Source organism: Aquimarina sp. (assembly GCF_977115655.1).
In genome coordinates, this window is record NZ_CDSBKO010000036.1 from 1 (window position 1) to 25,130 (window position 25,130).

Sequence of the window (25,130 nt, forward strand, 5' to 3'; positions counted from 1 at the left end):
TTAAAAGTTTCATTTTCGGACACCGAGGTGTTTTTTATAAAAAACATAAGCAGGGATTCCCAGGTACGTTTGGTTTTGGGGTTGAGGGTGGTATGTAGTGTAATTTATTGATTTGTAGGTGGAAATATAGAAGCATTTCTACTGTTTTAAATGTAATCTCGCTATTTTTAAAAATAAAATGGTGATTTTTTCCACTTTTCTAACAAGTAAATTCAAAATACAATTGGTATTAAACAGAAGGATGAAGGAGTTACAAAGGGTTAAAAGGAAATACCTATTTGTATGGAGATATAGGTTTTGTATGAGAAATACAATTTATAAAAACCGAAAAAAATCTTGGTGAAATGCCAAGCAAATTATAAAGGACAATAATTTGCTTAAGGTATATTGTTTTATGATAAAAAAGGAAGAGTTATATGTGCATCAAAAATATTTTTGGTTGCATTATAGCCCTTTTAGCTGTGCATCCCTGACTTTTTTGAACAAATTTGAAGAATATACAAAATCAGTAACCGCCTCGTTATTAGTTTTAAAGATTTGACTTTTATCTCCTTCCCACTCCAAATGACCATTTTTTAGGAAAATTATTTTTTCGCCTATTTCCATTACAGAGTTCATATCATGGGTATTGATAACAGTAGTGATGTCGTACTCCTCTGTAATTTCCTTAATAAGATTGTCTATAACAATGGCAGTTCTTGGGTCTAGTCCAGAGTTTGGTTCATCACAAAAAAGATATTTTGGACGAGTCACAATAGCTCGGGCAATAGCAACCCGTTTTTGCATACCACCACTAATTTCAGATGGTAGTTTGTTATTTGCATTTTCCAGATTTACTCTGTTTATAGCTTCATGTACTCTCTCTAACATCTCTTCTTTCTTTTGTTTGGTAAACATCATAAGAGGAAACATTATATTTTCTTCAACAGTCATAGAGTCGAACAAAGCACTGCCTTGAAAAACCATCCCCATTTTTTCTCTGAGATTTCTTTGCTCTTTTTCATCCAGTTCCGAGTATTTATTTCCATCATAACAAATCTCACCTTGCTCTGGTGTAAAAAGACCTAGCAGGCATTTTAAGAAAACAGTTTTTCCACTTCCACTAGTACCAATAATAAGATTAGTTTTTCCACGATCAAAAGTAGTTGTAATTCCTTTTAAGATTTCCTCGCCATTAAAACTCTTGTGCAAATTAGTAACTTCTATCATTAGCTTAGTAGTAATTGAGTAAGAATATAATTAGATATAATAATAACAACAGTAGTCCAAACAAAGGCAGAAGTACTTGCTTTACCAACTTCCAGAGCTCCCCCTTTCATGTAATAGCCATGAAAAGATGGTATAGTAGCTAATAAAAAAGAGTACAAAAAAGTTTTTATAAAAGCATATACAAGATGATAGGGGATAAATTCTTCCCGCAGACCGGTTAAAAAATCATTGGTAGAAACAAACCCACCATATACCCCGGCAATATACGCGCCAAATATACCCATAAACATAGCAATAGCAATCACAAACGGATACATAAGCATTGCTACGATTTTAGGGAAAACCAAATAATTAAGAGAGTTAATACCCATTACCTCTAGTGCATCAATTTGCTCGGTTACTCTCATAGTTCCAATACTCGAGGTAATAAAAGAACCAACCTTACCAGCCATAATCACAGAGATAAAAGTAGGAGCAAACTCTAGTATCACAGATTGTCTTGATGCAAAAGCAATAAGCTTTTTGGGGATTAAAGGGTTGGTAAGATTAAGCGCAGTTTGTATAGCAACTACGGCACCAATAAAAAAAGCAAGAAAAATTGTTATTCCTAAAGAACCTATAATCAAATCATCGATCTCTTTAAAAATAAGATTGCGTAGTACAGAGCGTTTAGTCATTTTACTAAAAACTCCTTTTAACATTAAAAAATAGCGACCAATATCGTCTAAGTAAAACATGCATATTAATTGAAGAAGCTAAAATAGAAAAAAAAATATCTATAGCATTTAACCTTCTATTAAAGTTTTACATTTGTGCAAATAGTATTTTTACGATCTAAATAAAAAAAGTAATGGTAAAAAAAATATTTTTGATTCTATTTTTTGTATTGTATAGTATATCAGGCAAATCACAGGAAAAACCTAATATAAAAAACTCTCCAAAGTTGGTAGTAGGTATAGTAGTGGATCAAATGCGGTATGATTATCTAACTCGTTTTTATAACAGATTTGGAGATGGGGGGTTTAAACGTATGATCAATGATGGTTTTAATTGTAAGAATAACCACTTTAATTATGTGCCTACATATACAGGGCCAGGACATGCTTCTGTTTATACTGGTACCACACCGCAGAATCATGGTATAATTTCAAATAACTGGTATGATAAGTTTGGTAAAGAAATAGTATACTGTGCAGGCGATTCTACAGTTATGGCAGTTGGATCAGATAGTAAGTTGGAAAGAATGTCTCCTAGACGAATGAAAACTACTACTGTAGCAGATCAAAATAGATTACATACACAATTAAAAGGAAAAACAATTGGTATTGCAATAAAAGATCGTGGTGCTATTTTACCAGCTGGTCATTCTGCTAACGGGGCATATTGGTTTAGAGGTAAAGATGAAGGTAATTGGATAACAAGTACTTATTATCGTAATGAATTACCAGATTGGGTTAAACAATTTAATGATTCAGATAAAGCAGAATCTTATTTTAAAGTATGGAATACTTTATATGATATTAAAACATATACAGAAAGTGGTGCAGATCAAAATGAATTTGAAGGCGGCTTTAAAGGGAAAGAAACAGTAACATTTCCTTATGATTTAACAAAACTAAAAGATCAAAATTCTGGGTTTGATATTATTAAATATTCAGCTTTTGGAAACAGTTTAACTACAGATTTTGCAATTGCGGCAATTGAAGGGGAACAATTAGGGGCAGATGAGATTACTGACTTTCTTACCGTAAGTTATTCGAGTACAGATTATGTTGGACATGATTTTGGAGTAAACTCTAAAGAGATTCAAGATACTTATTTGAGGTTGGATAAAGATTTAGAGCGTTTTTTGAATGTTTTGGATACTAAAGTAGGAAAAGGGGAGTACACTGTTTTTTTAACAGCAGATCACGGTGCGGTTAATGTACCTGCTTATTTACAATCGGTTAAAATTCCTGCAGGTTATTTTGATACAGATGTTTTTATCAAAAAAATTGAATTATTTGTAAAAGAAGAATTCAAGGCAGAAGGTCTTATTGAAAACATATCTAATAATCAGGTGTTTTTTAATTACGAAGCATTAAGAAAAAATAAAGTGGTTTCTGCAGATTTACAAAAAGCAATAGCTCATTTTGTACTGCAAGAAAATCAAATTGATAAAGTGTTTACCAGAAGTCAGTTAGAAAACACAGAATACTCTTCGGGAATTGCTAGGTTAATACAGAAAGGGTACAACCAAAAAAGAAGTGGCGATGTTGTGGTTGTTTTAGACCCTGCTACTGTTTCTCATTCAAAAACTGGTTCTACTCATGGTAGCGGATTACCTTATGATACTCATGTGCCATTGTTGTTTTTTGGGCATGGTATTAAAAAAGGGAGTACTACCCATAAAACATATATACCAGATATAGCACCTACTGTTTCAGCAATGCTAGGGATTTCTTTCCCTAATGGAGCTACAGGAAATGTATTGTCTTTTGTTTTAGAATAATTCATAAGATATTTTATATTAAGAGTAAAGTCTGTTTTTTTTTAGACTTTACTCTTTAATTTTTTAACCCTGGATTGTATCATTTTTCCATAAGGTGGACTCCATAAACTACAGCTGCACCAACGCGCAATACAGCGGCTACAAACGTGGTTTCAGCAAGTTCTTCTTGAGTTGCACCAGCATTTATGGCTTTTGTTTTATGTATTTCTAAACAATATGAGCATTGTGTGGTTAATGCTACGGCAACAGCCATTAACTCTTTATATTATATAGGTACAGCCCTTTCTTGTAATATAATACTGTCATTTTGAAATACTTTTATTGCTCCAGAAGCGTTTTTGCTTAATACACCTAATTGTTTTAGGTTATTCATATCGTACATAGTTAATCTTTTTTTGATGAATTAATTTCTTCCTGCAGTTACCCCACCATCGGTATCCCAAATAGCTCCTGTAACCCAGGATGCTTGATCCGATAAAAGAAAGGTTATGCTGTTGGCAATATCTTGTGGGGTGCCGTTTCTTCCTATAGGATGAAAATTGTTAAATCCAACCAAAGCTTTTTTTGCTTCATCAGGTCCGCCAAAAACACTGTCGTAAACAGGGGTTTCTACCACGGCAGGAGATACAGCATTTACTCTAATACCATGATCTGCCAGTTCCATCGCCAGATGTTGTGTAAGAGAATGTAAACCTGCTTTTTGCATAGAATAAGCAGAGGAAGGTGTTGCTTTTACAGCTTGTTTCGCCCACATTGAGCCTACGTTAACAATAGATCCGCTATTGTTTTCTTTCATCTTTTTTGCAGCAGCTTGAGTAATAAAAAAGAATCCTCTGTTAAGATCTTGATACGAATCATAATCTTTTAGAGTATGCTCTAAAAATGATTTAGGACCAAAAATACCAGATGCATTTACCAAATAATCTAAGCGATCTAAGTTAGAAATAGTATTTATTAATTCATTTACATTAGAAGTGTTGGTAATATCAACCTGATGCTTAATTACATTATTTGCATCTTGTATTTTAGAAATGTTTCTGCCTACCACATGCACTGTAGCTCCTCTTTCAATTAAAGTGTTTACTGTTGCTTTACCAATTCCGCTTGTTCCTCCAATAACCAAGGCTGTCTTGTTTTTAAATAGTGTCATTTTTTTTTATTATGTTTAAGTAAATTAAATTTAGACAGAAAAGTCTGTCTTTTTTCGAATAAATTTTTTTAATTCAATATGCTTTTACATAATGATAATCCGGATTGAATAGGCCAGATATTTTGATGTAATTTGCTTTCGGCAATCGAACTTTCATAGATTAAATAGATTTTTCTGGCCAACTCTTCGTTTTTTGAATCTTCATTTTGGTTATAATTATCTTCTATTAATTTTTTAATAAATAAAATGAAAACTTCTTTTTGTTCCTGGATTTTCTTTCTTATTTTTTGATTTTCACTTGGTATTTCGGCAATAGTATTTAAACACCAACACCCGTTGAAACCTTTTTCGTTAAAAAAAGCAACAAGAAAATGAAACAAAGCATATAGTTGATCTTTTCCTTTATTTGCGCTATACACAAATGATTTTATATCTTTTGTAAATCTATCATTTTTATGAGCTAAGTAGGCAATACAAATATCCTCTTTAGAAGCAAAATGGTTATATAAAGTAGCTTTTGCAATTCCTGTTTCTTTTATGATCTCATTTATCCCGGTAAGATTATATCCTTTGCGGTAAAAAAGATCCGAAGCAGTTTCTATAATATGTTGTCTGACCAAAGAGTGTTTCATATTACAAATATATAAAAACAAATCTCAAAAAAAGACAGACTTGTCTTTTTTTGAGATTTACTTAACTAAAATAAAAATATAGTTTTCTATTTTTAGAGATCTAATCCTTCAAAAACTTTTAACAATTCAGGGTCAGATGGTCTTGGAGCACTTGCACTTACTATTTTACCGTTTGGATCAATCAAAATAAAGCGTGGTATTCCTTCAATATTATAATCTATAACAAATTGAGACGACCAGCTATTGTCTGCAAATAATTGTATACCACCTAATTCTTTGTCTTTGACCATAGATTTCCAGATATCATATTGTTGTTTTCGATCTACCGAGATACTTACAAACTCAATATTTTTATTGTGATATTGTTCTTCGATTTTTTTAAGATAAGGTATTTCGGCTTTACAAGGAGCACACCAAGTTGCCCATACATCAATATATACATATTTTCCTTTAAGATCACTTAATGAGGTTGTTCCTCCTTGATGGTTTTCATAATTAGAAAATACAGGAGATTCATTTCCTTTTACCAACTGTTTTATTTTTTCAAATTTAGCAGTTAATTCATTTTTGAATTCCTCATCTTCCGATGTCTCCATAAGCATGTAATATAATTCACTTGCATTTTCATTTTCAGGAGATACTTCATAAGCTATATTTTTTATAAAAGAATTTCGAATGTTTTCACTTTTAATCGTAGCTAAATTATCCATTAATGCTTTACTAAAAGAAATACTGTCCTTGCCTGCTTTTTCTTCAGAAATTCTATAAAAGATAGAAATACTTAGTCTTTTATATGCGTTTGAGGCATCAAAGTCTTGGGCAATATCTATATTAAAATCGTTCAATTCATCCAAAAAGCCATCTGGGACTTGGTATTCTTCATTTTTTGTAATGTAACGATGATTAGGTGTATACTCATTAAGTTTAGATAAATAGTCATAATGATTTTCTTTTTTTTGTGCTGCTATAAATTCTGAATCCAGATTTTTGTATTTTTTAAGAACCTCATTTTTTACTTGTTCTTGTCTAAGAATTTCTTCTTTAAATTCTATAGCTTCTTTACTAAAAAGTTCCTCATGACCTTTAGGTCCATCTTTTATAAAACTTTCTTTTACAAGGAATATTTCAGCCAAATAGTTGTTTACATCTGCGGCATTACCTTTGTATACAATACTCTCGTCAAATCTTTGAGTATCTATGGATAGTTCTAATTCATCTCCTTTTTTTAAATACATATTAGATTGTTCTTGACCAATTATAAAACTATAAGAACCATTATCTTCAATTCTTAAAGTATCTGAAAATGTGCCGTCAGGATGTATTGGGATTATTTTATTGAAGTTGTTGCTGTTGCCATATACGCTAATTTCATTTTCTATAGTATTGCTAATTTTACCAGAAAACAAAACATAACTTGCATCCTCTGCTTTACTATTTTTGTTACAAGAAACCAGAAATATGGTGAAGCCTGATAATAAAATAAGTGATTTGATTTTCATGAGTTTATGTTTTAATGTGCTACTATTTATTGCGATAAAATTAAAATAAAACAATTCTGCTTTCTATTACTAAAATACTATTAAAATATTTTCTGTTTCATTTTTTTCCATCTAAGGTTGCGAATAAATTTTCCTTCTGTTTCAGAAACCAAAAAGGTATGTTTTTTTCTTTTTGCTTTAAAATAACCTGTCAAATAATCTATAACCAATACGGGTTGTTTTTTGAGCAGGGCCAATTTTATAGATGCAATAAGGGTGATCCAAAAACCATATCGCATACTATAAAAAGCTTCTCCTTGTTTATATCTTGCTTTTGGGGTATAAGAATTTCCTGTAGGTTTTAAGTGTTTTACCTGTAGTTGGGATTCGGTTTTGATGGTCCAATTATGATATTGTGCCAATAGTTCATCAATGGTATCCCATCCCATTGCAGGTTTAAGCCCATTTATATTTTCAAAACACGCTTTTCGATATGCTTTTAAGGCACCCCGAATATGATCTTTATTGGTTAAATTTTCTAATACCCAATTTTGATCTTTTTGAATATAACAAAATCCACCAACCATACCAAGGCTACCATCTTTTTTAAATGAGGTTGTTATTTTTTCTAAATAATCTTTAGGAAAAATAAGGTCAGCATCAAATTTACAGATAATGTCATAATCTTTATCTAGTGTAGCATAACCTTTGTAGAAAGCATTAATAACTTTACTGCCTGGCATGTGATCTCTGGAGGCATTGGTGTGAACCAAACTGATGAAGTTATACTGATGGATAAAATCCTTTACAATAGCACAGGTGTTATCTGTAGAATTGTCGTTAACGACCACTATTTTTTTAGGCATTAGAGTTTGTGATACCAAAGAGTTTAACGTTTTTGCTATAAAACGTTCTTCATTATGGGTAGGTATGACAATATATGTTTTCACGAAATAGTGTACGTTTTTGTGTTTTTAATCCCTGAGGTTTGCCTCGAAAATAAAATGTGTTTTCAGAAGGATGCCTCTTGATTTTATCCTGAAGTTGCAGATTGCAAAATTAAAAAATGATATATTAGAAGTTTTTAACTCTTTCTGCATATACTATATAATATCTAGGAGTAAAAAACCTTAATACAGGACGAAATCCAATTTTTTTTATTGGGTGTGTCCATTTTTCTCTTGCTATAATTTTCCATCCTGCTTTTTCCAGTAACCAGTCAAACTGCCAATCTTCAAATTCATGAAAGTGTCTGTCCCACATATCTGTTTTACTGCGATAAGCAGGGGAGAACCATAGTTTTAGAGGTATAGAAGCTACTAATTTATTGGCTTTGATATCCTTTAATACATTAAAAGGAGCAATTAGATGTTCAAAGATCTCAAAAGCGGTAACAATATCCACATTATTTATTTTTACAGCTTCTGTATTTATATCCAGATCTTCACCAGAGGTATTATTAACGGTATATCCTTCTTTTTCCATAAATTCTGTAAATGGATTTCTTACTCCTAAATCCAAAACAGAGGCAGGGGCAGGAACGTTTTCTCTTAGAAATTCTAGAGTTTTTTTATATCGTTTATGAGGAAAGGTTCCTTCGTACATATTGTTTAAATCAGAAATTGTAAATGTAAAAATAGGGAATTACATAGATTACAATGTAGAACTAAAAAAAAGAATTTTAAATATGGATTAAAATTGATAGAGTAAAGCATTGATATTCATACCTGCTCCTACACTAGCAAAAAGTAAAAGGTCTCCTTGGTTAATAGATTGATCTTTTATTTCACCTTTTAGGATAAGATCTAATAATGTAGGTATGGTAGCGACACTACTATTTCCTAAATTTTTAATACTCATTGGCATAATTCCATCGGGAGTATTTAGATCAAAAAGCTCGTAGAATCTTTTTACAATGGCTTCATCCATTTTTTCATTTGCTTGATGAATAAGTATTTTTTTTATGTCTAAAATATTAAAATCGGTTTTATCCAAGCAAGCTTTCATTGCATTAGGGACCTTGTTTAAGGCAAATTCATATATTTTTCGCCCATACATTTTAATATATTTATTTTGATCTTTAGATAGGGTGTTATTTGTTTTTCCGAAGAATAAAAAATTACACTCCTCTAAGGTGTATGAAGCACTTATTGAAGATATAATCCCTCCTGTTTTTTCTGTCTTTTCCAGAATTATAGCTCCTGATCCATCAGAATAGATCATAGAATCCCGATCATGTTTATCTATCACGCGAGATAAGGTTTCTGCACCAATGATAAGGCATTTTTGAGCCATATCACTTTTGATAAAAGATTGTGCTTGTATAACTCCTTCTATCCAACCAGGGCATCCAAAAAGGACATCATAGGCTACACAATATGGGTTTTTTATTTTTAATTTATGTTTAACTCTTGCTGCTATGCTAGGTACAGTATCTCCTTGAAAAGTATTTTTATCTACATCTCCAAAATTGTGTGCAACAATAATATAGTCTAATGTTTCGGGATCTATTTTCGAGTTTAAAATTGCTTTTTCTGCGGATAGAAATGCCAGATCCGAAGTATTTTGATTACCAGATGCATATCTACGCTCTTCAATACCAGTAATTTTTTTAAATTTGTCTATTATATTACTGGTTTCACCAATAATTTCCGTTCCATTTTCGGTAAAGAAATTATGACGGATAAAATCTTTATTTTTTTCTATCTCTTCAGGAATATAGCTTCCTGTACCAGTTATTTTAATACTCATTTACTATCAGTTAATTAATTTGGAAAGGTAAGGTAAACTTTTGATAATTAATTATTATGCACGCATAATAGTTTTTACGATGCTCAACCTCTTTTTTGTAATATTAATTGGATTGGAAACGATAAAGATTACCTTATTTTTAATTGCATTACTGTAGCAATAGATAAAGCCCTTGTTTTAATGAGTTCTGCTTTTTCTCCTTTAAAGTTTGCATCAACGGTATTTCGAAATAGTGATAACCAAGTGTCGAAATGGATTTTATGAATTGCTTTTTTATGATCTAAATTTTTATGAATTTGAATCACGTTTTTTTTATAGCCTGCTGTTCTAAATAGCTGTTGTTCCCAAAAATCGGTGATCTCAGGAATGTGCTCTTCGAGATTTATCTTTGCGATTTCAGTAAAAAATACTCCAATTTCAGGATTAATAAATGCATCTTTATAAAAAGCTTGCATTAAAAATTCTATGTCTTTTCTTGATGTAATATCTTTCATGTTTTTTTGAGGCTAATCAAAAAGAGGCAACTTTGTAGTTACCTCTCCTGTAATTATAATCCCCCGTGAGATTACTGGGGTTATTGTATATTATGCTTCATTTTCGATGTATTCTTCTATAGGAGCACAGGTGCATATTAAATTTCTGTCTCCGTACGCATCATCCACACGTCGTACTGAAGGCCAAAACTTGTTGTCGGCTATATAGGGCAATGGATATGCTGCTTGTTCTCTGGAATACGGAAAATCCCAAATGTCACTGGTTAGCATTGCCAGAGTATGAGGTGCATTTTTCATGACATTATTAGGGTTTTCAGCATTAGCTTCAGATATTTCCTGCCGAATAGAAATCAATGCATCGCAGAAACGATCCAGTTCTGCTTTACTTTCACTTTCTGTAGGTTCTATCATTATAGTTCCTGCTACAGGAAAAGAAACTGTTGGAGCATGAAAACCGTAATCCATTAATCTTTTGGCAATATCGGTAACTTCTATACCATTAGATTTAAACGGCCTGCAATCGATTATCATTTCGTGAGCAGCTCTTCCTCTTTCTCCTTCATATAGGACACTATAATGACCATTTAAACGTTCTTTAATATAGTTGGCATTTAAAATAGCATATTGTGTAGCTTCTTTTAATCCATTAGTTCCAAGCATAGTTATATATCCGTAGGATATCAGGCACGCCATAGCAGATCCCCAAGGTGCTGCAGAAATAGCGGTTATTGCTTGATCTCCTCCGGTAGTAATAACTGGATTTCCTGGTAAAAACGGTACTAATTGTTTTGCTACACAAATAGGACCAACTCCGGGACCTCCACCACCATGTGGTATTGCAAAAGTTTTATGCAGGTTAAGATGGCATACATCAGCTCCTATTACACCAGGATTTGTTATACCAACCTGGGCATTCATATTTGCACCATCCATATATACTTGCCCCCCGTTGTCATGAATAATTTTAGTGATTTCTTTAATGGCAGATTCATATACACCATGTGTAGATGGGTATGTAACCATTAAGGCAGCAAGGTTATCTTTGTGTTTTAGGGCTTTTTCTTTAAGGTCTTCTACATCGATATTACCTTCTTGGGTAGCTTTGGTAACAACTACTGTCATTCCAGCCATAACTGCAGATGCCGGGTTAGTACCATGTGCAGAGGATGGGATTAAACAGATGTTACGATGATGATCTCCTCTGGATTCATGATAAGCACGAATAACCATTAATCCGGCAAACTCTCCTTGTGCGCCAGAATTTGGTTGTAAAGAAGTGGCAGCAAAACCTGTGATTTCTGTAAGTTGATCTTCTAGTTTTTTTAGGACTTTTTGATATCCTTCAGCTTGTGCTATTGGAACAAAAGGGTGAATGTTAGCCCACTGTGGATCACTAAGCGGGAGCATCTCTGAGGCTGCATTCAATTTCATTGTACAGGATCCTAAAGGAATCATAGAATGATTTAAAGACAAATCCTTACGTTCTAGTTTTTTGATATAACGCATCAATTCTGTTTCAGAATGATACTTGTTAAAGACTTCGTTTGTTAAAAACTCTGTTTTTCGTTTTAGATTTTCTGTAATACTACTCGTTGTAGTAACCTCCTTAATAAAGGGTACGTTTTTTTGAGCGACCTTAGCAAAAATGGTAATAATTGTATTAAGGTCTTCTAAAGTAGTTGCTTCGTTTAAGGATATCGAAATCGTTTTCGAATCTGGATAATAGAAATTAACTTCGCTTTTTTCAGCTATTTCTTTTATTTTATTAGCATCTGCTTTAACACGAATAGTATCAAAGTAAGTTGTGTTAAGTTGTTCAAAGCCTAGATTGATTAAAGTATTACTTAAGGTAACTGTATAAGAATTTACTTTTGATGCTATATAAGTTAAGCCTTCCGGACCATGATAAACGCTATACATTCCTGCCATAACAGCCAAAAGAACTTGTGCTGTACATATATTAGAGGTTGCTTTATCTCTTTTTATATGTTGTTCTCTGGTTTGTAGTGCCATTCTTAAGGCACGATTTCCGTTTAAATCTTGAGTAACCCCAATAATTCTGCCTGGAATATTTCTTTTATATTCTTCTCGTGTAGCAAAAAATGCAGCGTGCGGCCCTCCATATCCTAAAGGGATACCAAAACGTTGTGTGGTTCCTACAACAACATCTGCATCAAAACTTCCTGGGGATTTAAGAGATACTAAACTTAAAATATCTGCTGCTACAGCTACTTTAATTTCTGCCTGATGCGCTTTTTCTACAAAATCGGCATAATCATATACTTGTCCTGATACACCAGGGTATTGTAAAATTGCACCATAAAATTCTGCAGAAAAATCAAAAAGCTGATGATCGCCTACAACTAACTCTATATTTAGAGGAATAGCTCTTGTTTTAAGTAAGGAAAGGGTTTGTGGTAATATTTCTTCAGAAACAAAAAATTTGTTAGCATTGTTTTTTTTCTGATCTCTGGAGCGCATGGCAAATAACATAGTCATGGCTTCAGAAGCAGCTGTGCTTTCATCTAATAAAGAAGCATTTGCTAACTCCATTCCCGTAAGATCGCAAATCATGGTTTGGTAGTTTAATAAAGCTTCTAGCCTGCCTTGTGCAATTTCTGCCTGGTAAGGTGTGTATGCAGTATACCATCCCGGGTTTTCTAAAATATTACGTTGAATGACTGCTGGTAAACAAGCTTCATGATATCCTAAACCAATATAGGTTTTGAATACACTATTTTTGGCAGAAAGTTTTTGTATATGTGCCGAGTATTCTTGCTCACTCATTGCAAAATCAAGATTAAGCGGTTTTTTTAAGAGAATATCATCCGGAACAGTTTCATTAATTAATTGTTCTATAGAGTCTGCTTTAATTATATTTAGCATATCGTCAAGATCTTTTGTTGATGGACCTATATGACGCAATTTGAAAGAATCAGTTTTCATAGCGAAAAAACAGTTGAAATTGAGACGCCAAAAATACATATTAAATTAATAAACTTTCACAATTAATTAACCTAGATATAACTAGTTTTTAACCAAATTCGGCTTTTGTTAACACATACCCTTAATTTTTTAATTTGGAAACCCTTAAAAGTATATTCAGATTTTACATAAATGGAAGTATTCATGTTGCGATAGCTATGTGTGCTCTGGTACAGGTTACATTTATAAAATTTGGAATTTCTGGTCAGCATTATTTTCTTTTATTTAGTTTTTTAGGAGCAATCACCGCATATAATTTTGTGAAATACTCTAAAGTATCTAAACTATATCACAGACGATTAACCAAGTCTATGAAAGGGATTCGTGTTTTAACGATTGTAAGTTGTATTCTGTTTATTTATTTTGCTAAAGAGGTTTCGGCAGAGGCATTGATATATATGCTTCCTTTTAATGTATTGACAGTATTGTATGTTGTGCCTGTTTTTCCTAATAAGAAAAATTTGAGAAGTCTTGCAGGGATAAAAATTTTTATTATTGGTGTGGTTTGGGCAGGGATAACGGTATTGGTTCCGTTAGTTCATATTAAAGGGAATTTAAGTTTCGATTTTTTAATAGAAATGATTCAGCGTTTTTTATTTATAGTGGTAATGATGTTGCCTTTTGAAGTAAGAGATCTTCAGTATGATGATGTTGCTTTAGAAACAATTCCGCAAAAAATAGGGGTTACCAGAACCAAAGTTTTTGGGAGTATTTTACTGGTTATTTTTTTACTGCTTACTGCATTAAAAACCGACATGTTGTCTTCTATAGAAATTTTAAGCACTATCATCATAACCACAATAAGCCTGCTTTTTTTATGGGGGACAGAAAAAAAACAATCTGAATATTATTGTTCGTTTTGGGTAGAAAGTATACCTGTAATGTGGCTAATAATAGTTATTGTTTTACAAGAATTATTTAGTTAATTCTTCCTGTATTTGTTGTTTCATTCGCTCTTTATCGACAGGGCTAATGGATTTGATATTAGAGCTTTTAATGGTTTTGGTTAATCTGGTGTTTCTTTTGGAGTATGCCCGTGTAACTTTACAATAAGCTAAGCGAATATTAAGTTTTATGACCTCAATCAAAGAGGCTTCTCCATACTGATTTTTATCACAAATGTATTTTGCTTCTTCACAGGATATAAATAACTTATTAGTAGACTCCATTAAACTATTTCTAAACAATCATTTTACTTTATAGTGACTGATATGCTGAATCAAAATATTACTATTTTTCAGACATTTTTTGCTTTAGTTTTTCCTTCATAATTTCCTTATCAGAAGGGGTGATGGTGATTACTTTTGTGTTTTTGATTAACTTGGTTAATTTGTTGTTCTTTGCAGAATATTTTCTACAAGCATTACAATATATAAGATGTATATTTAGTTTTACTTTCTCCCAAAAAGTAGCTTCTTTATATTGATTCTTATCACAAAAGTGATTAGCATCAGGACAACTTACAAAAAATCCTTTTTTCTTACTCATTTTTTTCTAAAACCAATTTTTTTCTAAACACTCTGCCATTGCTGTACGAGCTCTATGGATGATAACCCATAAGTTAGACGCAGTAATATCAAATTCATTACAAATAGTTTCGGTATCGAAATCTTGTATTGTTTTCATTTTAAAAATCAAGGCTTGTTTTTGAGGCAATTTTTCCATACAATTATGTATGGCCAAACCTAATTCGTTATTTTCAATCTCGGTATCAGCATTGCCATCAAAAGGATCTGCTACTCTTTCTTCCAACCAATCTCCTTCTGTCTCAGAGTCAGAACTGTAATTGATTCTTACTTCTGCTTTGCCTTTGGCACTGTTAATTTTACGATAGTGATCAATAATTTTTCTTTTCAAAATAGAAATAAGCCAAGTACGCTCACTAGCTTCACCTTTGAAATTTTTCATGGATTTAAGCCCGGCAAAGAACGTTTCTTGAACTAGATCTTGTGCAATTTCCTTATCATCAACTCTTACGACGGTGTAGTTAAATAAGTAATCACTATATTTATCTACCCATGTATTGGGATCTATGGTGTTTGTCGGCATGGTTCTTTTCTGTTATTTGGTGTTCCAAAAATAGGATAAAAAGTCGAATTTCACAGGAGCTTTTAATAAAGAATGATTTATGTGGTATTAAGAATATCTATTAGTTTTGTTTTTATACCATTTTAACTTAAGTATTCAAGACAAAAGCTTTTTTTCTAACTTGATCCGGCATTGGGTATAGCACTTGTACTGATCTATGACAAAGTATAGTTACGGTTATATTTTTTAATAAAGAATAGATAAAAAAATAATTTGTTAATGCTGTATTAATGTTTAATCCGGATTATGTAATAGAAAATCTATTACACCTTTAATCTACTGCAAATACAATCGTTACACTTGGTTTTTTAATTTAATCATAGCCCTTCGATAAACTTAGGGTAGACTGTTGTTATAACTAAGAAATCATTGTATTTATGATATCTCAAAGTCTCTCAAAGTTTTATTATGAAGTTCTATTGCATAACCCAAGCAATGTCATTAAGTTAAGCTGTATCTTTTTGAGGATTAAATATCTGTAAAAGAAAAATACCCCTTTACTTCCTTCATGGATTCCTGCCTACGCTGGAACGACAAGCAGAAAGCATTGTGTTTTGGTTATTTTGTCATTCCGTTGAAGAATTGGACTGGAATCCATCATTAACAAGCTTTAAATCCATAGTTTAAATTCTTAACTTAACGACATTGATAACCCAAGTTAAATTCTATTAATCCTTTGTGGGGTTAACTACCTGAAGGTTTGTATTTGAACCAAAATATATTTACAGGATTGTGCTTGGTAAGCTTGTTTTTTTGGATATTTATTTTGCATAGTAATAAAAGGACGGGGGGATGTGTTTTTACTTTTTTTATGTATAGTGTAGTCCTATTTTATTTCTAACAGCATCTAATAATGTTATTAATTGTAAGCTTTTTTCGAAACTCATTATGGTGCTCTCTGTACGATTTTGTAGTATCATTTCTTGTACATGAATAGCTTCAAAATTATAACCATTGGTAATCACATCAAATTCTATTTTTTTAGAAATTCCATTTTTAATAATGGTAACAGAGGATGGTTCATGAAAACGGCTATTAATGGTGATAGTTCCGTTTTCAAATTCCAGAATGGCTTGGGTATCTGTTTTTTGGGTAACAGCACTAAATAAAGAAGCGGTTACGCTGTTTGTGTAATGTAGTTGAATAGTACAGTTTTCATCAACCCCGGTTTTTCCTATGGTTGCATGAGCTGTTATATCGTCTGGGTATCCAATACAACTTAGTGCTGCAAATAATGGATAGATTCCTACATCCAGGAGACTTCCTCCTCCTAATTTTTTATTAAAGACCCTGCTTTCGGGATCAAAAGTAGTTGTAAAACCAAAATCGGCTGTTAGCTTTTTAATATTTCCAAGCTCTTTTTTGGTCACTATATCCAAAACATATTGATAATGCGGCAAAAAATAAGTCCAAAGAGCTTCCATTAAAAATACATTGTTTTTTTTTGCAGTGGCAATCATTTCTTCGACTTGGGAAAGATTCATAGCAAAAGGTTTTTCACATAAAACAGCTTTTTTATGATTTAGACACAGCAAAGTATGCTTGTAATGAAAAACATGAGGTGTAGCAATGTAAATAACATGTATATCAGGGTTGTTTGCCATTTCTTCATAACTTTCATAAAAGAATACAGAGGAATATACATTAGCAAAATCCCGGGCTTTTTTTGGATCCCTGCTAGCTACTGCATAAAGTCTGGCATTAGAAACAAATTTTAAATCCTTGGCAAATTTGTGTGCTATTTTACCACAGCCCAAAATACCCCAATTTATATGTTTTTTTGAATGCATTAGGTGGTGGTTTTTGGTTTTGAACCTATTAATTGCTGTATAACAATAGCGATACCCATAACAAGGGCACAACCAATAAGGTTAAGCCATAAAAAACCAACATAGGGTTTTAATCCCATTTGTTCTAGCCTGAATATTGCAAAATACCAAACTAAAATAATGGCAATTTGAGTGATAATAGCAGCAATAAAAGTAGCATTGCTATGCACAAATTTTATAAAGAATGCCAATAAGAATATACCTAGCACGTTTCCGTAAAAAATAGATCCTATAATATTTACCAGTTGAATTAAATTATCAAATAAATTAGCAAAACAGGCTACTATAATAGCCATTATACCCCAACCCAATGTAAATAGTTTGGAGGCAGAGACATAATGTTGATCGCTTTTTTCTTGTTTTATGTTGCGTTTATATAAGTCTATGGCCGTAGTTGAAGCCAAAGCATTTAATTCTGAAGCAGTAGAGGACATGGCAGCAGATAATATTACTGCTAATAAAAGCCCTATTAATCCTCGGGGAAGATTATTAAGTATAAAATGAATAAAAACATAATCCTTATCGTTGGTTTCAATATTGGGTTTTGCCTTTTTTATCAACTCTTTTGCCGCATTTCGAGTTTCTTTTTCTTTTTTGTTAAGTTTTTGAAGCAAACTTTTATCGTTTGATTTTGGATCGGCAAGATATCCTTTGATGATTAGGTCTTTGTCTGTACGAATTTTGGCAAGCTGGTTTTCTAGTTCTGTATATTGTTGTTTATATTCAGAATTTATAATTGCTTGTTTTCCTTCAGGGTTAAAATTTAAAGGAGAGGGGTTGAACTGATAAAAAACGAAAACCATAACTCCAACCAAAAGAATAAAGAATTGCATAGGTACTTTAAGAAGCCCGTTAAGTAATAGCCCTAGCTGGCTTTCTTTTACAGATTTACCAGTTAGGTATCGTTGTACCTGGCTTTGGTCTGTTCCAAAATAGGAGAGTGCCAAAAATGTTCCCCCAATCAGACCGCTCCATACGGTATAACGGTTATTAAGATCGAACGAAAAATCAAGAACTTCCATTTTACCACTTGCTCCGGCTATATCCAAAGCATTGGCAAATGTTATTTCATCAGGGAGATAGCTGATTATAATAATAAAAGCTACCAACATGCCTGTAAAAATAATGCCCATTTGTTGTTTTTGGGTAATATTTACCGCTTTTGTTCCTCCTGATACGGTATATATAATAACCAAAATACCAATTATAATATTTAAGGTCATTAGATCCCATCCTAGAACAGCAGATAAAATTATGGATGGTGCAAAAATAGTTATTCCGGCAGCTAACCCTCTTTGTACTAAAAACAGGATAGCGGTTAAGCTTCGGGTTTTTAAATCAAATCGACTTTCGAGATATTCATAAGCAGTATAAACATTTAATTTATGATACATAGGAATAAAAACAATACAAATCACCACCATTGCTATAGGTACACCAAAATAAAATTGCACAAAACCCATACCATCATGAAATGCTTGTCCCGGAGCAGATAAAAAAGTAATAGCACTTGCTTGGGTTGCCATGACAGATAATCCTATAGTCCACCAATGTGCATCATTTCCTCCCCGTATGTAATCCTTGACATTTTTACTTCCTTTGGTTTTCCAGGCACCATATAGTACTATAAAAAGTAGGGTTCCTAAGAGTATGATCCAGTCTATGGTTTGCATAAGTGATTGATTGATTAAGTTAATTTATTGGTGGTAAAGGATAATTATCTAAAAAGGAAATCAGGAATAGATTTTGGTAATTAAGTAGAAAAGCAGAATGTATATGGCATTCATTATTAATACAGCAGTGTATAATTTTTTCCACTTTAATTTTCCTTTTACCTTTTCCATATTAAATTTTCTAAATTTTGTTATTCTTTTATTTTCCCAAAGATATCATATTTGCAAATAGGCGATATGCACCAGGTACTCCCGCAGGAAACTCTCTAAAAAAACTTAATCCGGTGTAGATATAGTATCCTTTTCCGTATTTGGCAACCAAAAGAGCTCCTTTTTTTTCTGTTTCTCCTGCATCTTTAGTAGATAGGATAGGAGTATAGTCTTTAGACCATTCATTAGGAAAATATAGCCCTCGTTCTTGTACCCAACCGTTAAAATCTTTATCTGTAATTTTATTCGGAGTATTTAATACAGGATGTTCTGGTGATAAAAAATTAATTTTTGCATTTTCGTCGGTTACACGATCTCTGGATAGTTTAAGGGGGTACGGTCCTAAATTGTCTGCTACTTTTAAACTATGATTGGTGTTGTATTGCAGTATTAAATTCCCGCCGTTTTTTACATACTCTAATAAATATTGCTGTTTAAATTTTAATTGGTCTATCGTGTTATAAGCTCTTATTCCAACAACTATGGCATCATACGATTTAATGTTTTCTGTAGTAATAGATTCTGGATCAATACTGGTAACTTTATATCCTATTTGTCGTAAACTTTCAGGAACGGTATCTCCGGCCCCTTCAATATATCCAATATTTTGCCCTTTCTTTTTTATGTCTAACCGAACTACTTTGGTTTCAGAAGGTATTATTATTGTTTGATACGGGATATGGTTATAATCAATAGTAACAACTTCGTTAGAGTATACCTCATTATCGATTTTTATTTCAGGAGAAATATACCCTTCACTTTGATTTTCTGGAGCGATAAGTTCAAAAACTACTATTTTTTCTTCTCCTTTTTGTGAAAGGTTAAAATCTAAATTTGTAGGAGTAATTTGCCAACCTTCGGGATGAGAAAGGGTTATTGTACCTGTAATATTGGATTTTCCTGCTTTTATTTTGACAGGTATTTGTTTTGAAGCTCCATTTGCATAAATAATTACTTTGTCTTTAATGCTGGCAGATATAACCGGAATGATCTCAAAAGGTTTATATATTTCTCCTTTTACAGGATCATTGGTTTTATATACAACAGTTTTGGTAAACGGAATAGTAATTCCTTCTATCGTTACAGTAAAAACAGCTTTGATTTTATATTCTGTTTCTGGTTTGCCTATTAATTTTTGGTCAGTAACTTGATACATTCCCAACGAGCCTTTTTTATTAAGCCAATACGCATTGGTGTACTCAAAATTGTTGGGAACCTTTCCTTTAAATTCAAAAGTATTGCTGGTATTGTTTTCTAAAGCTTTTTTAGGGAAATCATTAATTCCTATTTCAGAAATTTGGATAGATTCTAAAGTCATATTAGAATTACTTCTGTTTATAGCTTCTGCCTTTATGGATACTACACTTCCTTTTGTGGTATTAATATCTGTAGTTACAGCTTCAAGATAAAGCCCTGATACGGATGCAATTATTTCAAGAATCTCTTTAGATTTTATTTCTTTCCAATGTTCATCTTCTAATTGCTGGATTAATTGGTAGGCTTTTACCAGTTCTGGTATGGAGGTGGAAGGATTTTTAAAATCAAAAAGTTTTTCTACTTGCAAAAGTATATCTCCTATTACTTTACCATTTTTTACACGATTCCAGGAGGTATCGATTCCTTCAAAAATGTTAGTTTTATCTTTGGGTAATTCTCCTTTAATTAATTCTATATATTCACTTTCTTTACCACGATTACCTGTACTACCAAACCCTTGTGATTTATGCTGACTGCGACTTAAAGAGGCAATTTCACTATTTGACAGCCCTAAGGATGGATAATATACCCCAGTATTAAATTCTAAAAGTTTTGTTTTGTCTGCTTTTTCAAAATTTTCTTTACTACCATAAAACCACCAGGATGTATTAAAAAAAAGGCGTTTGGGTTGCCACGTTTTTGTATATTTTAATTGTTCCGGATAAATTGTGTCTTTGGCACTCATATCAAAAGCTTTGGTACTTAATATTGCAGAAGAGGTATGATGCCCATGTGTACTACCGGGTGTTCTGTGATCAAAACGGTTAATAATTACATCTGGTCTAAATTTTCTGATAGCCCAAATTACATCGCTCAATACTTCTTTTTTATCCCATATAGATAGTGTTTCGTCTGGATGTTTAGAATATCCAAAATCGTTTGCTCTGGTAAATAATTGTTCTCCACCGTCTGTTCTACGGGCTGCTAATAATTCTTGAGTTCGTATTACGCCTAATTGTTCTCTGATTTCGGGACCTATTAAATTTTGTCCTCCATCCCCTCTGGTTAAAGATAAATATGCCGTTCTTGCTTTTGTATGATTAGACATATAGGATATTAAACGAGTGTTTTCATCATCCGGATGCGCTGCAACATACAAGACCGACCCTAAAAAATTAAGTTTTTGTAAAGCTTGATAAATTTCTGAGGCATTGGGTTTTTTGGGTTGCTGTCCTTGTATAAAGCAAGGAAATAGAATTTGAATACAAGCCACAAAAAGTAATTTTCGCATAATATTGGTGCAATTTTTGATTGATTTCCTTCAAATATATAAAGATTAAATTCTCAGGTTTATCGTTTAAGGATTCTTTAACAGGAAGTTCTTATCCATATTTTAAGATTGGTAATCTTATAAAATTAGTTTTTTTTTGGACTTTTGGATTTATAGATTAACCCTAGTAATGATCCTAAAAGTACAGTTATGGCAATAGTAGGAGCAGGGCCAAAAATCAGTATGCCTATTATTAACCCCAAAAGACCCCCTAGAGCACTTGCAATAAATCTACCACTGTTTTCTTTTTGTTGGATTACATAGATCATTGCTATTGCAAGGGTCATTCGTAGTGCGGCCCCTACGATAGTAATATCTACAATGCTTCTCCAAAAGTAGGAGACCATAACAGCAATAAAAACAGTGGCAATCGTGGCATATCTCAAGGATTTTACTTTTTGATTATTTTTTGTTTTAGATACTATATGTGATGCCACTGCAAAAATTGAGGTATCTGCAGTACTCATTAAACCTGCAAAAAAAAGAACAAATAAAAATGGTAGCCATGATGGTTTTATAAAGTTTTGCATTGCATAAACAAATACGGTATCGGGATCTAAGTCTGGGTTTTGAATATAGGTATATAGCCCGATCAAAAGCAATAAAAAAGCTATGCACAAAACAGGAACAATAGCAAGTCCTAATCCTTTTTTTAGTGATTTTTCGTTTTTGGCAGCATAGCAAAGTTGATATCGGTCTGCTAATCCAAAAACGGATAAGCCACCATACAAAACCAGACCTGCAATACTTCCAATACTTACATTTTTGTCTGTAGTACTACTAATAATAGTGCCAAAATCTTTATTGTCAAACATTCCATAAATTAATATGCATAAAAATGCTATAATGATTACTCCTTGAAAAATGTCAGTGATAATAACAGCTTTAAACCCTGAAAAAACTACATATACCATAACTACAACTGCTGTAATAAGCAGTGCAACTTCGTAAGTAAAAATTTCAAAAAAAGCAATAATCTTTGCGCCACCTGCCAGAGATAATAATATCCAAAAAAATTGAACGACTATGGTTATAGAATTGGTGATGGTTCCTGTGTTTTTATTACCTGTAACAAAAGCAGGTAAATCTCCCTGAGTGTAAAAATTACCTTGTACAGATAATTTTTTTATTTTGGGAGAAGCCCAAAACGCAAATAACAAATACCCAACTACCGATCCTAGAGACATAGCAAATAGTCCCCAACCAAATTTATATGCATAGCCAGTGTAGGTAATTAAAGTGCTTACTCCAATAGCACCTGCAAATTTGGAGAATAAAATGGCGTAGGTGTTTTTGTTTCTTCCGCCAATAAGAAAGTCTTCGTGCGATGATGACCGGGATATGTATATAGATAAGCCAATAATAAGAAAGATATAGGTACTTAGGTAAAGATAGATTTCCATACATGTTTTATTTTTTTCTTTCTACAAACTCTAATTGATCTAGAGCCACATTAGTAGTGAAAATACCATAATTAACAATTGCTTTCTTTTTTTCGATATTGTCTATAGTACCAATAGATCTTCCGTCTATCATTCGTACTCTGTCTCCTACTTTTAATATAACTTTTGGTTGTAAAGCAATAATTTTTTCTTCTTTCTTTTTTTCTTCTTTTTTCTTTTCCCGAATAACCTCAACTTTTTCTTTTATTTCATTTACAATCTTTTGTTCTTTTGTTTTTTCTTCCCTGCGTTGTTTTACGGTTAATTTTTTTCGTTTAGAATTTTCTACTTCAACAATTTTTAAGAATTCATTTATCAATTCTCTTTTTTTCTTATTGTTGAAGTATTTTTCACTAATATCATCTAATTTTTGACCTAAATAAATCATACGTTGATTACTATCGTATAATTCCTGATAGCTTTCGAGTTTTTTCTGAATGCGATCGTTTGTTTTTTCTAAACGATCTTTTTCTTCTTCTGCTTTTTGTTCTTTATTTTTAAGAGAAGATGTAGTTTTTTGTAGTTTGGATCTCTCTTTTTGCAGGTCTGCAATGCTTTTGTCAAAACGAATTTTTCCCCGTTCTACTTTTTTCTTTGCTTTGTTGATTAAACTATAAGGAATACCATTTTTTTGAGCCACTTCAAATGTAAATGAACTTCCTGCTTCACCCAGATATAGTTTAAATAAGGGTTCTAATGTTTTTGAATCAAATAACATATTTGCGTTGCTCATATTTGGAAGCTCATTGGCCAGCATTTTTAAATTTGCATAATGCGTAGTGATTATCCCAAAAGATCCCCGGTCATAAAAAACTTCGAGAAAAGTTTCAGCCAGAGCACCACCTAGTTCGGGATCACTACCGGTACCAAACTCATCGATCAAAAACAATGTTTTATCATTACATTTTCGTAAAAAATTGTTCATGTTTTTTAATCGATAACTATAGGTACTTAAATGGTTTTCTATGGATTGATTATCTCCTATATCGGTAAGGATTATATCAAACAAGCACATTCTGCTATATTCATGTACAGGGATTAACATGCCACTTTGCAGCATTACTTGTAATAGCCCAATTGTTTTTAAAGTAATACTTTTACCACCTGCGTTTGGACCAGAGATAACAATTATCTGGTTATTAAGATCCAAAGTAATGCTTTGAGGATACGTTTTGTTTCCTTTGGCTTTATTATTAAGGTATAATAATGGATGGTACGCGTCTATAATAGTTAATTCTCTGCTTTCGGTTATTTTGGGTAATATGGCATTAAGTTGATTGGCGTGCTTAGATTTAGCAGAAATAACATCTATATCACTTAGATATTCTTGGTAGTGCTGTAAAAGTTCTGTAAACGGGCGTAATTTGTTGGTTAGCTCTTTAAGTATTTTTACAACTTCTTCTCGTTCTTCGTATTCTAAATTGTTAAGTTCCCTGCTAAATTGTATGGTAGTTTCTGGTTCTATATATACTATACTACCAGTTTTGGAGCTGCCCATAATAGCGCCTTTTACTTTACGGCGATACATTGCTTTGACTGCCAAAACCCTTCGGTTTTCGACTACACTCTCTTTTATTTCATCCAAATACCCTAAGCTGTTATATTTTGACAAATCTTTGCCAAAACTACCATTAAGTCTGGCTTGTACACTATTAATTTCTTTTCGCAAATTTTGTAAGGCAGGGGAGGCATTATCTTTTATTTCTCCAAATTTGTCGATCACCATTTCAATTAGGTCAATAATTTCTTTGGTAAAAGGAACTTCAGAAGATTTTTGATATAAAATTGGATAGAACTCTTTGTTTTTTCTTAAAAAAAACAGTATATCATTAGTGGTTATGTTTATAGAGATTATTCTTTTTAAGTTAAAAGCTTCCAAAAAAGCGTTTTCTATTTGTAGTAATCGAATTTCTTTGGAAATAGTATCAAACCCATGATTCGGAATTCGGGAATCATTTAAAAATGAGGATTTATATTCAAATACTTCCTGTAAGGCTGTATCAAGTAACTCTTTGGTATTAAAAGGGATAATCTGCAATACTTTTGATTTACCAAAATCTGTAGTGCAATATTCTGCAACTTGATTTAATACTATATCAAATTCAAGATCATCCAGTGTTTTTTTAGAAATGCGAATCATACTTTTTTTTACCCTATTTTTGGGTTATATT

Annotated in this window: 21 protein-coding genes; 2 read left to right on the top strand and 19 right to left on the bottom strand. The window is 32.3% G+C overall.

The features are described from left to right. Nucleotides 1–444: 444 nt before the first annotated feature. Together ACZIYX_RS14780 and ACZIYX_RS14785 are read right to left on the bottom strand one after the other, a co-directional pair. Nucleotides 445–1,209 carry an ABC transporter ATP-binding protein gene (locus ACZIYX_RS14780; protein WP_462683025.1) on the bottom strand — a complete coding sequence of 255 codons (765 nt, stop codon included), beginning with the start codon at nt 1,207–1,209 and terminating at the stop codon, nt 445–447. Beyond that, complete coding sequence (locus tag ACZIYX_RS14785) at nt 1,209–1,946, bottom strand: MlaE family ABC transporter permease (RefSeq protein WP_462683026.1); 738 nt, start codon at nt 1,944–1,946, stop codon at nt 1,209–1,211. Before ACZIYX_RS14785 ends, ACZIYX_RS14780 begins: the two co-directional genes overlap by 1 nt. 113 nt (nt 1,947–2,059) lie before the next feature. Here ACZIYX_RS14785 and pafA point away from each other — a divergent pair, with 113 nt between their 5' ends. Continuing rightward, nucleotides 2,060–3,700: an alkaline phosphatase PafA gene (gene pafA / locus ACZIYX_RS14790; RefSeq protein ID WP_462683027.1), complete on the top strand. Its 1,641-nt coding sequence runs from the start codon at nt 2,060–2,062 to the stop codon at nt 3,698–3,700. Nucleotides 3,701–3,779: 79 nt separating this feature from the next. On the opposite strand, the gene ACZIYX_RS14795 is transcribed toward pafA, so the two are convergent. The 9 genes from ACZIYX_RS14795 to gcvP all read right to left on the bottom strand — a co-directional run bounded on the left by ACZIYX_RS14795 (nt 3,780) and on the right by gcvP (nt 13,151). Further along, nucleotides 3,780–3,953 carry a carboxymuconolactone decarboxylase family protein gene (locus tag ACZIYX_RS14795; protein ID WP_462683028.1) on the bottom strand — a complete coding sequence of 58 codons (174 nt, stop codon included), beginning with the start codon at nt 3,951–3,953 and terminating at the stop codon, nt 3,780–3,782. 150 nt (nt 3,954–4,103) lie between these two features. Continuing rightward, nucleotides 4,104–4,850: an SDR family NAD(P)-dependent oxidoreductase gene (locus ACZIYX_RS14800; RefSeq protein ID WP_462683029.1), complete on the bottom strand. Its 747-nt coding sequence runs from the start codon at nt 4,848–4,850 to the stop codon at nt 4,104–4,106. Between the two features lie 68 nt (nt 4,851–4,918). Then, nucleotides 4,919–5,482, bottom strand: a complete 564-nt coding sequence (locus tag ACZIYX_RS14805) for a TetR/AcrR family transcriptional regulator (RefSeq protein ID WP_462683030.1) — start codon at nt 5,480–5,482, stop codon at nt 4,919–4,921. Nucleotides 5,483–5,574: 92 nt separating this feature from the next. Next, nucleotides 5,575–6,981 carry a TlpA family protein disulfide reductase gene (locus tag ACZIYX_RS14810; RefSeq protein ID WP_462683031.1) on the bottom strand — a complete coding sequence of 469 codons (1,407 nt, stop codon included), beginning with the start codon at nt 6,979–6,981 and terminating at the stop codon, nt 5,575–5,577. Nucleotides 6,982–7,061: 80 nt separating this feature from the next. Then, on the bottom strand, nt 7,062–7,910 hold the full coding sequence (locus ACZIYX_RS14815; protein ID WP_462683032.1) for a glycosyltransferase family 2 protein: 849 nt from the start codon (nt 7,908–7,910) through the stop codon (nt 7,062–7,064). Nucleotides 7,911–8,034: 124 nt separating this feature from the next. Next, nucleotides 8,035–8,565 (bottom strand): class I SAM-dependent methyltransferase, encoded by a 531-nt coding sequence (locus tag ACZIYX_RS14820; protein ID WP_462683033.1) that lies wholly within the window; start codon nt 8,563–8,565, stop codon nt 8,035–8,037. Between the two features lie 87 nt (nt 8,566–8,652). Next, nucleotides 8,653–9,711, bottom strand: a complete 1,059-nt coding sequence (locus ACZIYX_RS14825; protein WP_462683034.1) for a 3-oxoacyl-ACP synthase III family protein — start codon at nt 9,709–9,711, stop codon at nt 8,653–8,655. A 128-nt stretch (nt 9,712–9,839) separates the two neighbouring features. Continuing rightward, nucleotides 9,840–10,205, bottom strand: a complete 366-nt coding sequence (locus ACZIYX_RS14830; RefSeq protein WP_462683035.1) for a group III truncated hemoglobin — start codon at nt 10,203–10,205, stop codon at nt 9,840–9,842. 90 nt (nt 10,206–10,295) lie between these two features. After that, entirely contained in the window at nt 10,296–13,151 is a 2,856-nt protein-coding gene (gene gcvP, locus ACZIYX_RS14835; protein WP_462683036.1) for an aminomethyl-transferring glycine dehydrogenase, read from the bottom strand. Between the two features lie 134 nt (nt 13,152–13,285). Here gcvP and ACZIYX_RS14840 point away from each other — a divergent pair, with 134 nt between their 5' ends. Next, the gene (locus tag ACZIYX_RS14840; protein ID WP_462683037.1) at nt 13,286–14,116 is read left to right on the top strand and encodes a UbiA prenyltransferase family protein; all 831 of its coding nucleotides are present in this window, start codon (nt 13,286–13,288) and stop codon (nt 14,114–14,116) included. Here ACZIYX_RS14840 and ACZIYX_RS14845 read toward each other — a convergent pair. From ACZIYX_RS14845 to ACZIYX_RS14880, 8 genes are all read right to left on the bottom strand, one after another. Then, nucleotides 14,105–14,359: a hypothetical protein gene (locus tag ACZIYX_RS14845; protein WP_462683038.1), complete on the bottom strand. Its 255-nt coding sequence runs from the start codon at nt 14,357–14,359 to the stop codon at nt 14,105–14,107. The two genes, ACZIYX_RS14840 and ACZIYX_RS14845, sit on opposite strands and share 12 nt — an antisense overlap. A 61-nt stretch (nt 14,360–14,420) precedes the next feature. Beyond that, nucleotides 14,421–14,678: a hypothetical protein gene (locus ACZIYX_RS14850; RefSeq protein WP_462683039.1), complete on the bottom strand. Its 258-nt coding sequence runs from the start codon at nt 14,676–14,678 to the stop codon at nt 14,421–14,423. Between the two features lie 6 nt (nt 14,679–14,684). Next, nucleotides 14,685–15,239: a sigma-70 family RNA polymerase sigma factor gene (locus ACZIYX_RS14855; RefSeq protein ID WP_462683040.1), complete on the bottom strand. Its 555-nt coding sequence runs from the start codon at nt 15,237–15,239 to the stop codon at nt 14,685–14,687. An 848-nt stretch (nt 15,240–16,087) separates the two neighbouring features. Then, nucleotides 16,088–17,068, bottom strand: a complete 981-nt coding sequence (locus ACZIYX_RS14860; protein ID WP_462683041.1) for a Gfo/Idh/MocA family protein — start codon at nt 17,066–17,068, stop codon at nt 16,088–16,090. Next, nucleotides 17,068–18,780 (bottom strand): sodium:solute symporter family protein, encoded by a 1,713-nt coding sequence (locus tag ACZIYX_RS14865; protein ID WP_462683042.1) that lies wholly within the window; start codon nt 18,778–18,780, stop codon nt 17,068–17,070. Before ACZIYX_RS14865 ends, ACZIYX_RS14860 begins: the two co-directional genes overlap by 1 nt. Nucleotides 18,781–18,979: 199 nt before the next feature. Next, nucleotides 18,980–21,478: a PIG-L family deacetylase gene (locus ACZIYX_RS14870; RefSeq protein WP_462683043.1), complete on the bottom strand. Its 2,499-nt coding sequence runs from the start codon at nt 21,476–21,478 to the stop codon at nt 18,980–18,982. Between the two features lie 125 nt (nt 21,479–21,603). Further along, nucleotides 21,604–22,920: a sodium:solute symporter family protein gene (locus ACZIYX_RS14875; protein WP_462683044.1), complete on the bottom strand. Its 1,317-nt coding sequence runs from the start codon at nt 22,918–22,920 to the stop codon at nt 21,604–21,606. Between the two features lie 7 nt (nt 22,921–22,927). Next, on the bottom strand, nt 22,928–25,099 hold the full coding sequence (locus tag ACZIYX_RS14880) for an endonuclease MutS2 (protein WP_462683045.1): 2,172 nt from the start codon (nt 25,097–25,099) through the stop codon (nt 22,928–22,930). Nucleotides 25,100–25,130: the final 31 nt, after the last annotated feature.

What these genes read in the sequence shown, in the direction of transcription:
- ACZIYX_RS14795 (WP_462683028.1), bottom strand. Translation starts at nt 3,953, where the DNA reads ATGGCTGTTGCCGTAGCATTAACCACACAATGCTCATATTGTTTAGAA.
- ACZIYX_RS14870 (WP_462683043.1), bottom strand. Translation starts at nt 21,478, where the DNA reads ATGCGAAAATTACTTTTTGTGGCTTGTATTCAAATTCTATTTCCTTGC.
- ACZIYX_RS14805 (WP_462683030.1), bottom strand. Translation starts at nt 5,482, where the DNA reads ATGAAACACTCTTTGGTCAGACAACATATTATAGAAACTGCTTCGGAT.
- ACZIYX_RS14785 (WP_462683026.1), bottom strand. Translation starts at nt 1,946, where the DNA reads ATGTTTTACTTAGACGATATTGGTCGCTATTTTTTAATGTTAAAAGGA.
- ACZIYX_RS14845 (WP_462683038.1), bottom strand. Translation starts at nt 14,359, where the DNA reads ATGGAGTCTACTAATAAGTTATTTATATCCTGTGAAGAAGCAAAATAC.
- pafA (WP_462683027.1), top strand. Translation starts at nt 2,060, where the DNA reads ATGGTAAAAAAAATATTTTTGATTCTATTTTTTGTATTGTATAGTATA.
- ACZIYX_RS14810 (WP_462683031.1), bottom strand. Translation starts at nt 6,981, where the DNA reads ATGAAAATCAAATCACTTATTTTATTATCAGGCTTCACCATATTTCTG.
- ACZIYX_RS14800 (WP_462683029.1), bottom strand. Translation starts at nt 4,850, where the DNA reads ATGACACTATTTAAAAACAAGACAGCCTTGGTTATTGGAGGAACAAGC.
- gcvP (WP_462683036.1), bottom strand. Translation starts at nt 13,151, where the DNA reads ATGAAAACTGATTCTTTCAAATTGCGTCATATAGGTCCATCAACAAAA.
- ACZIYX_RS14865 (WP_462683042.1), bottom strand. Translation starts at nt 18,780, where the DNA reads ATGCAAACCATAGACTGGATCATACTCTTAGGAACCCTACTTTTTATA.
- ACZIYX_RS14825 (WP_462683034.1), bottom strand. Translation starts at nt 9,711, where the DNA reads ATGAGTATTAAAATAACTGGTACAGGAAGCTATATTCCTGAAGAGATA.
- ACZIYX_RS14780 (WP_462683025.1), bottom strand. Translation starts at nt 1,209, where the DNA reads ATGATAGAAGTTACTAATTTGCACAAGAGTTTTAATGGCGAGGAAATC.
- ACZIYX_RS14860 (WP_462683041.1), bottom strand. Translation starts at nt 17,068, where the DNA reads ATGCATTCAAAAAAACATATAAATTGGGGTATTTTGGGCTGTGGTAAA.
- ACZIYX_RS14875 (WP_462683044.1), bottom strand. Translation starts at nt 22,920, where the DNA reads ATGGAAATCTATCTTTACCTAAGTACCTATATCTTTCTTATTATTGGC.
- ACZIYX_RS14820 (WP_462683033.1), bottom strand. Translation starts at nt 8,565, where the DNA reads ATGTACGAAGGAACCTTTCCTCATAAACGATATAAAAAAACTCTAGAA.
- ACZIYX_RS14830 (WP_462683035.1), bottom strand. Translation starts at nt 10,205, where the DNA reads ATGAAAGATATTACATCAAGAAAAGACATAGAATTTTTAATGCAAGCT.
- ACZIYX_RS14850 (WP_462683039.1), bottom strand. Translation starts at nt 14,678, where the DNA reads ATGAGTAAGAAAAAAGGATTTTTTGTAAGTTGTCCTGATGCTAATCAC.
- ACZIYX_RS14880 (WP_462683045.1), bottom strand. Translation starts at nt 25,099, where the DNA reads ATGATTCGCATTTCTAAAAAAACACTGGATGATCTTGAATTTGATATA.
- ACZIYX_RS14855 (WP_462683040.1), bottom strand. Translation starts at nt 15,239, where the DNA reads ATGCCGACAAACACCATAGATCCCAATACATGGGTAGATAAATATAGT.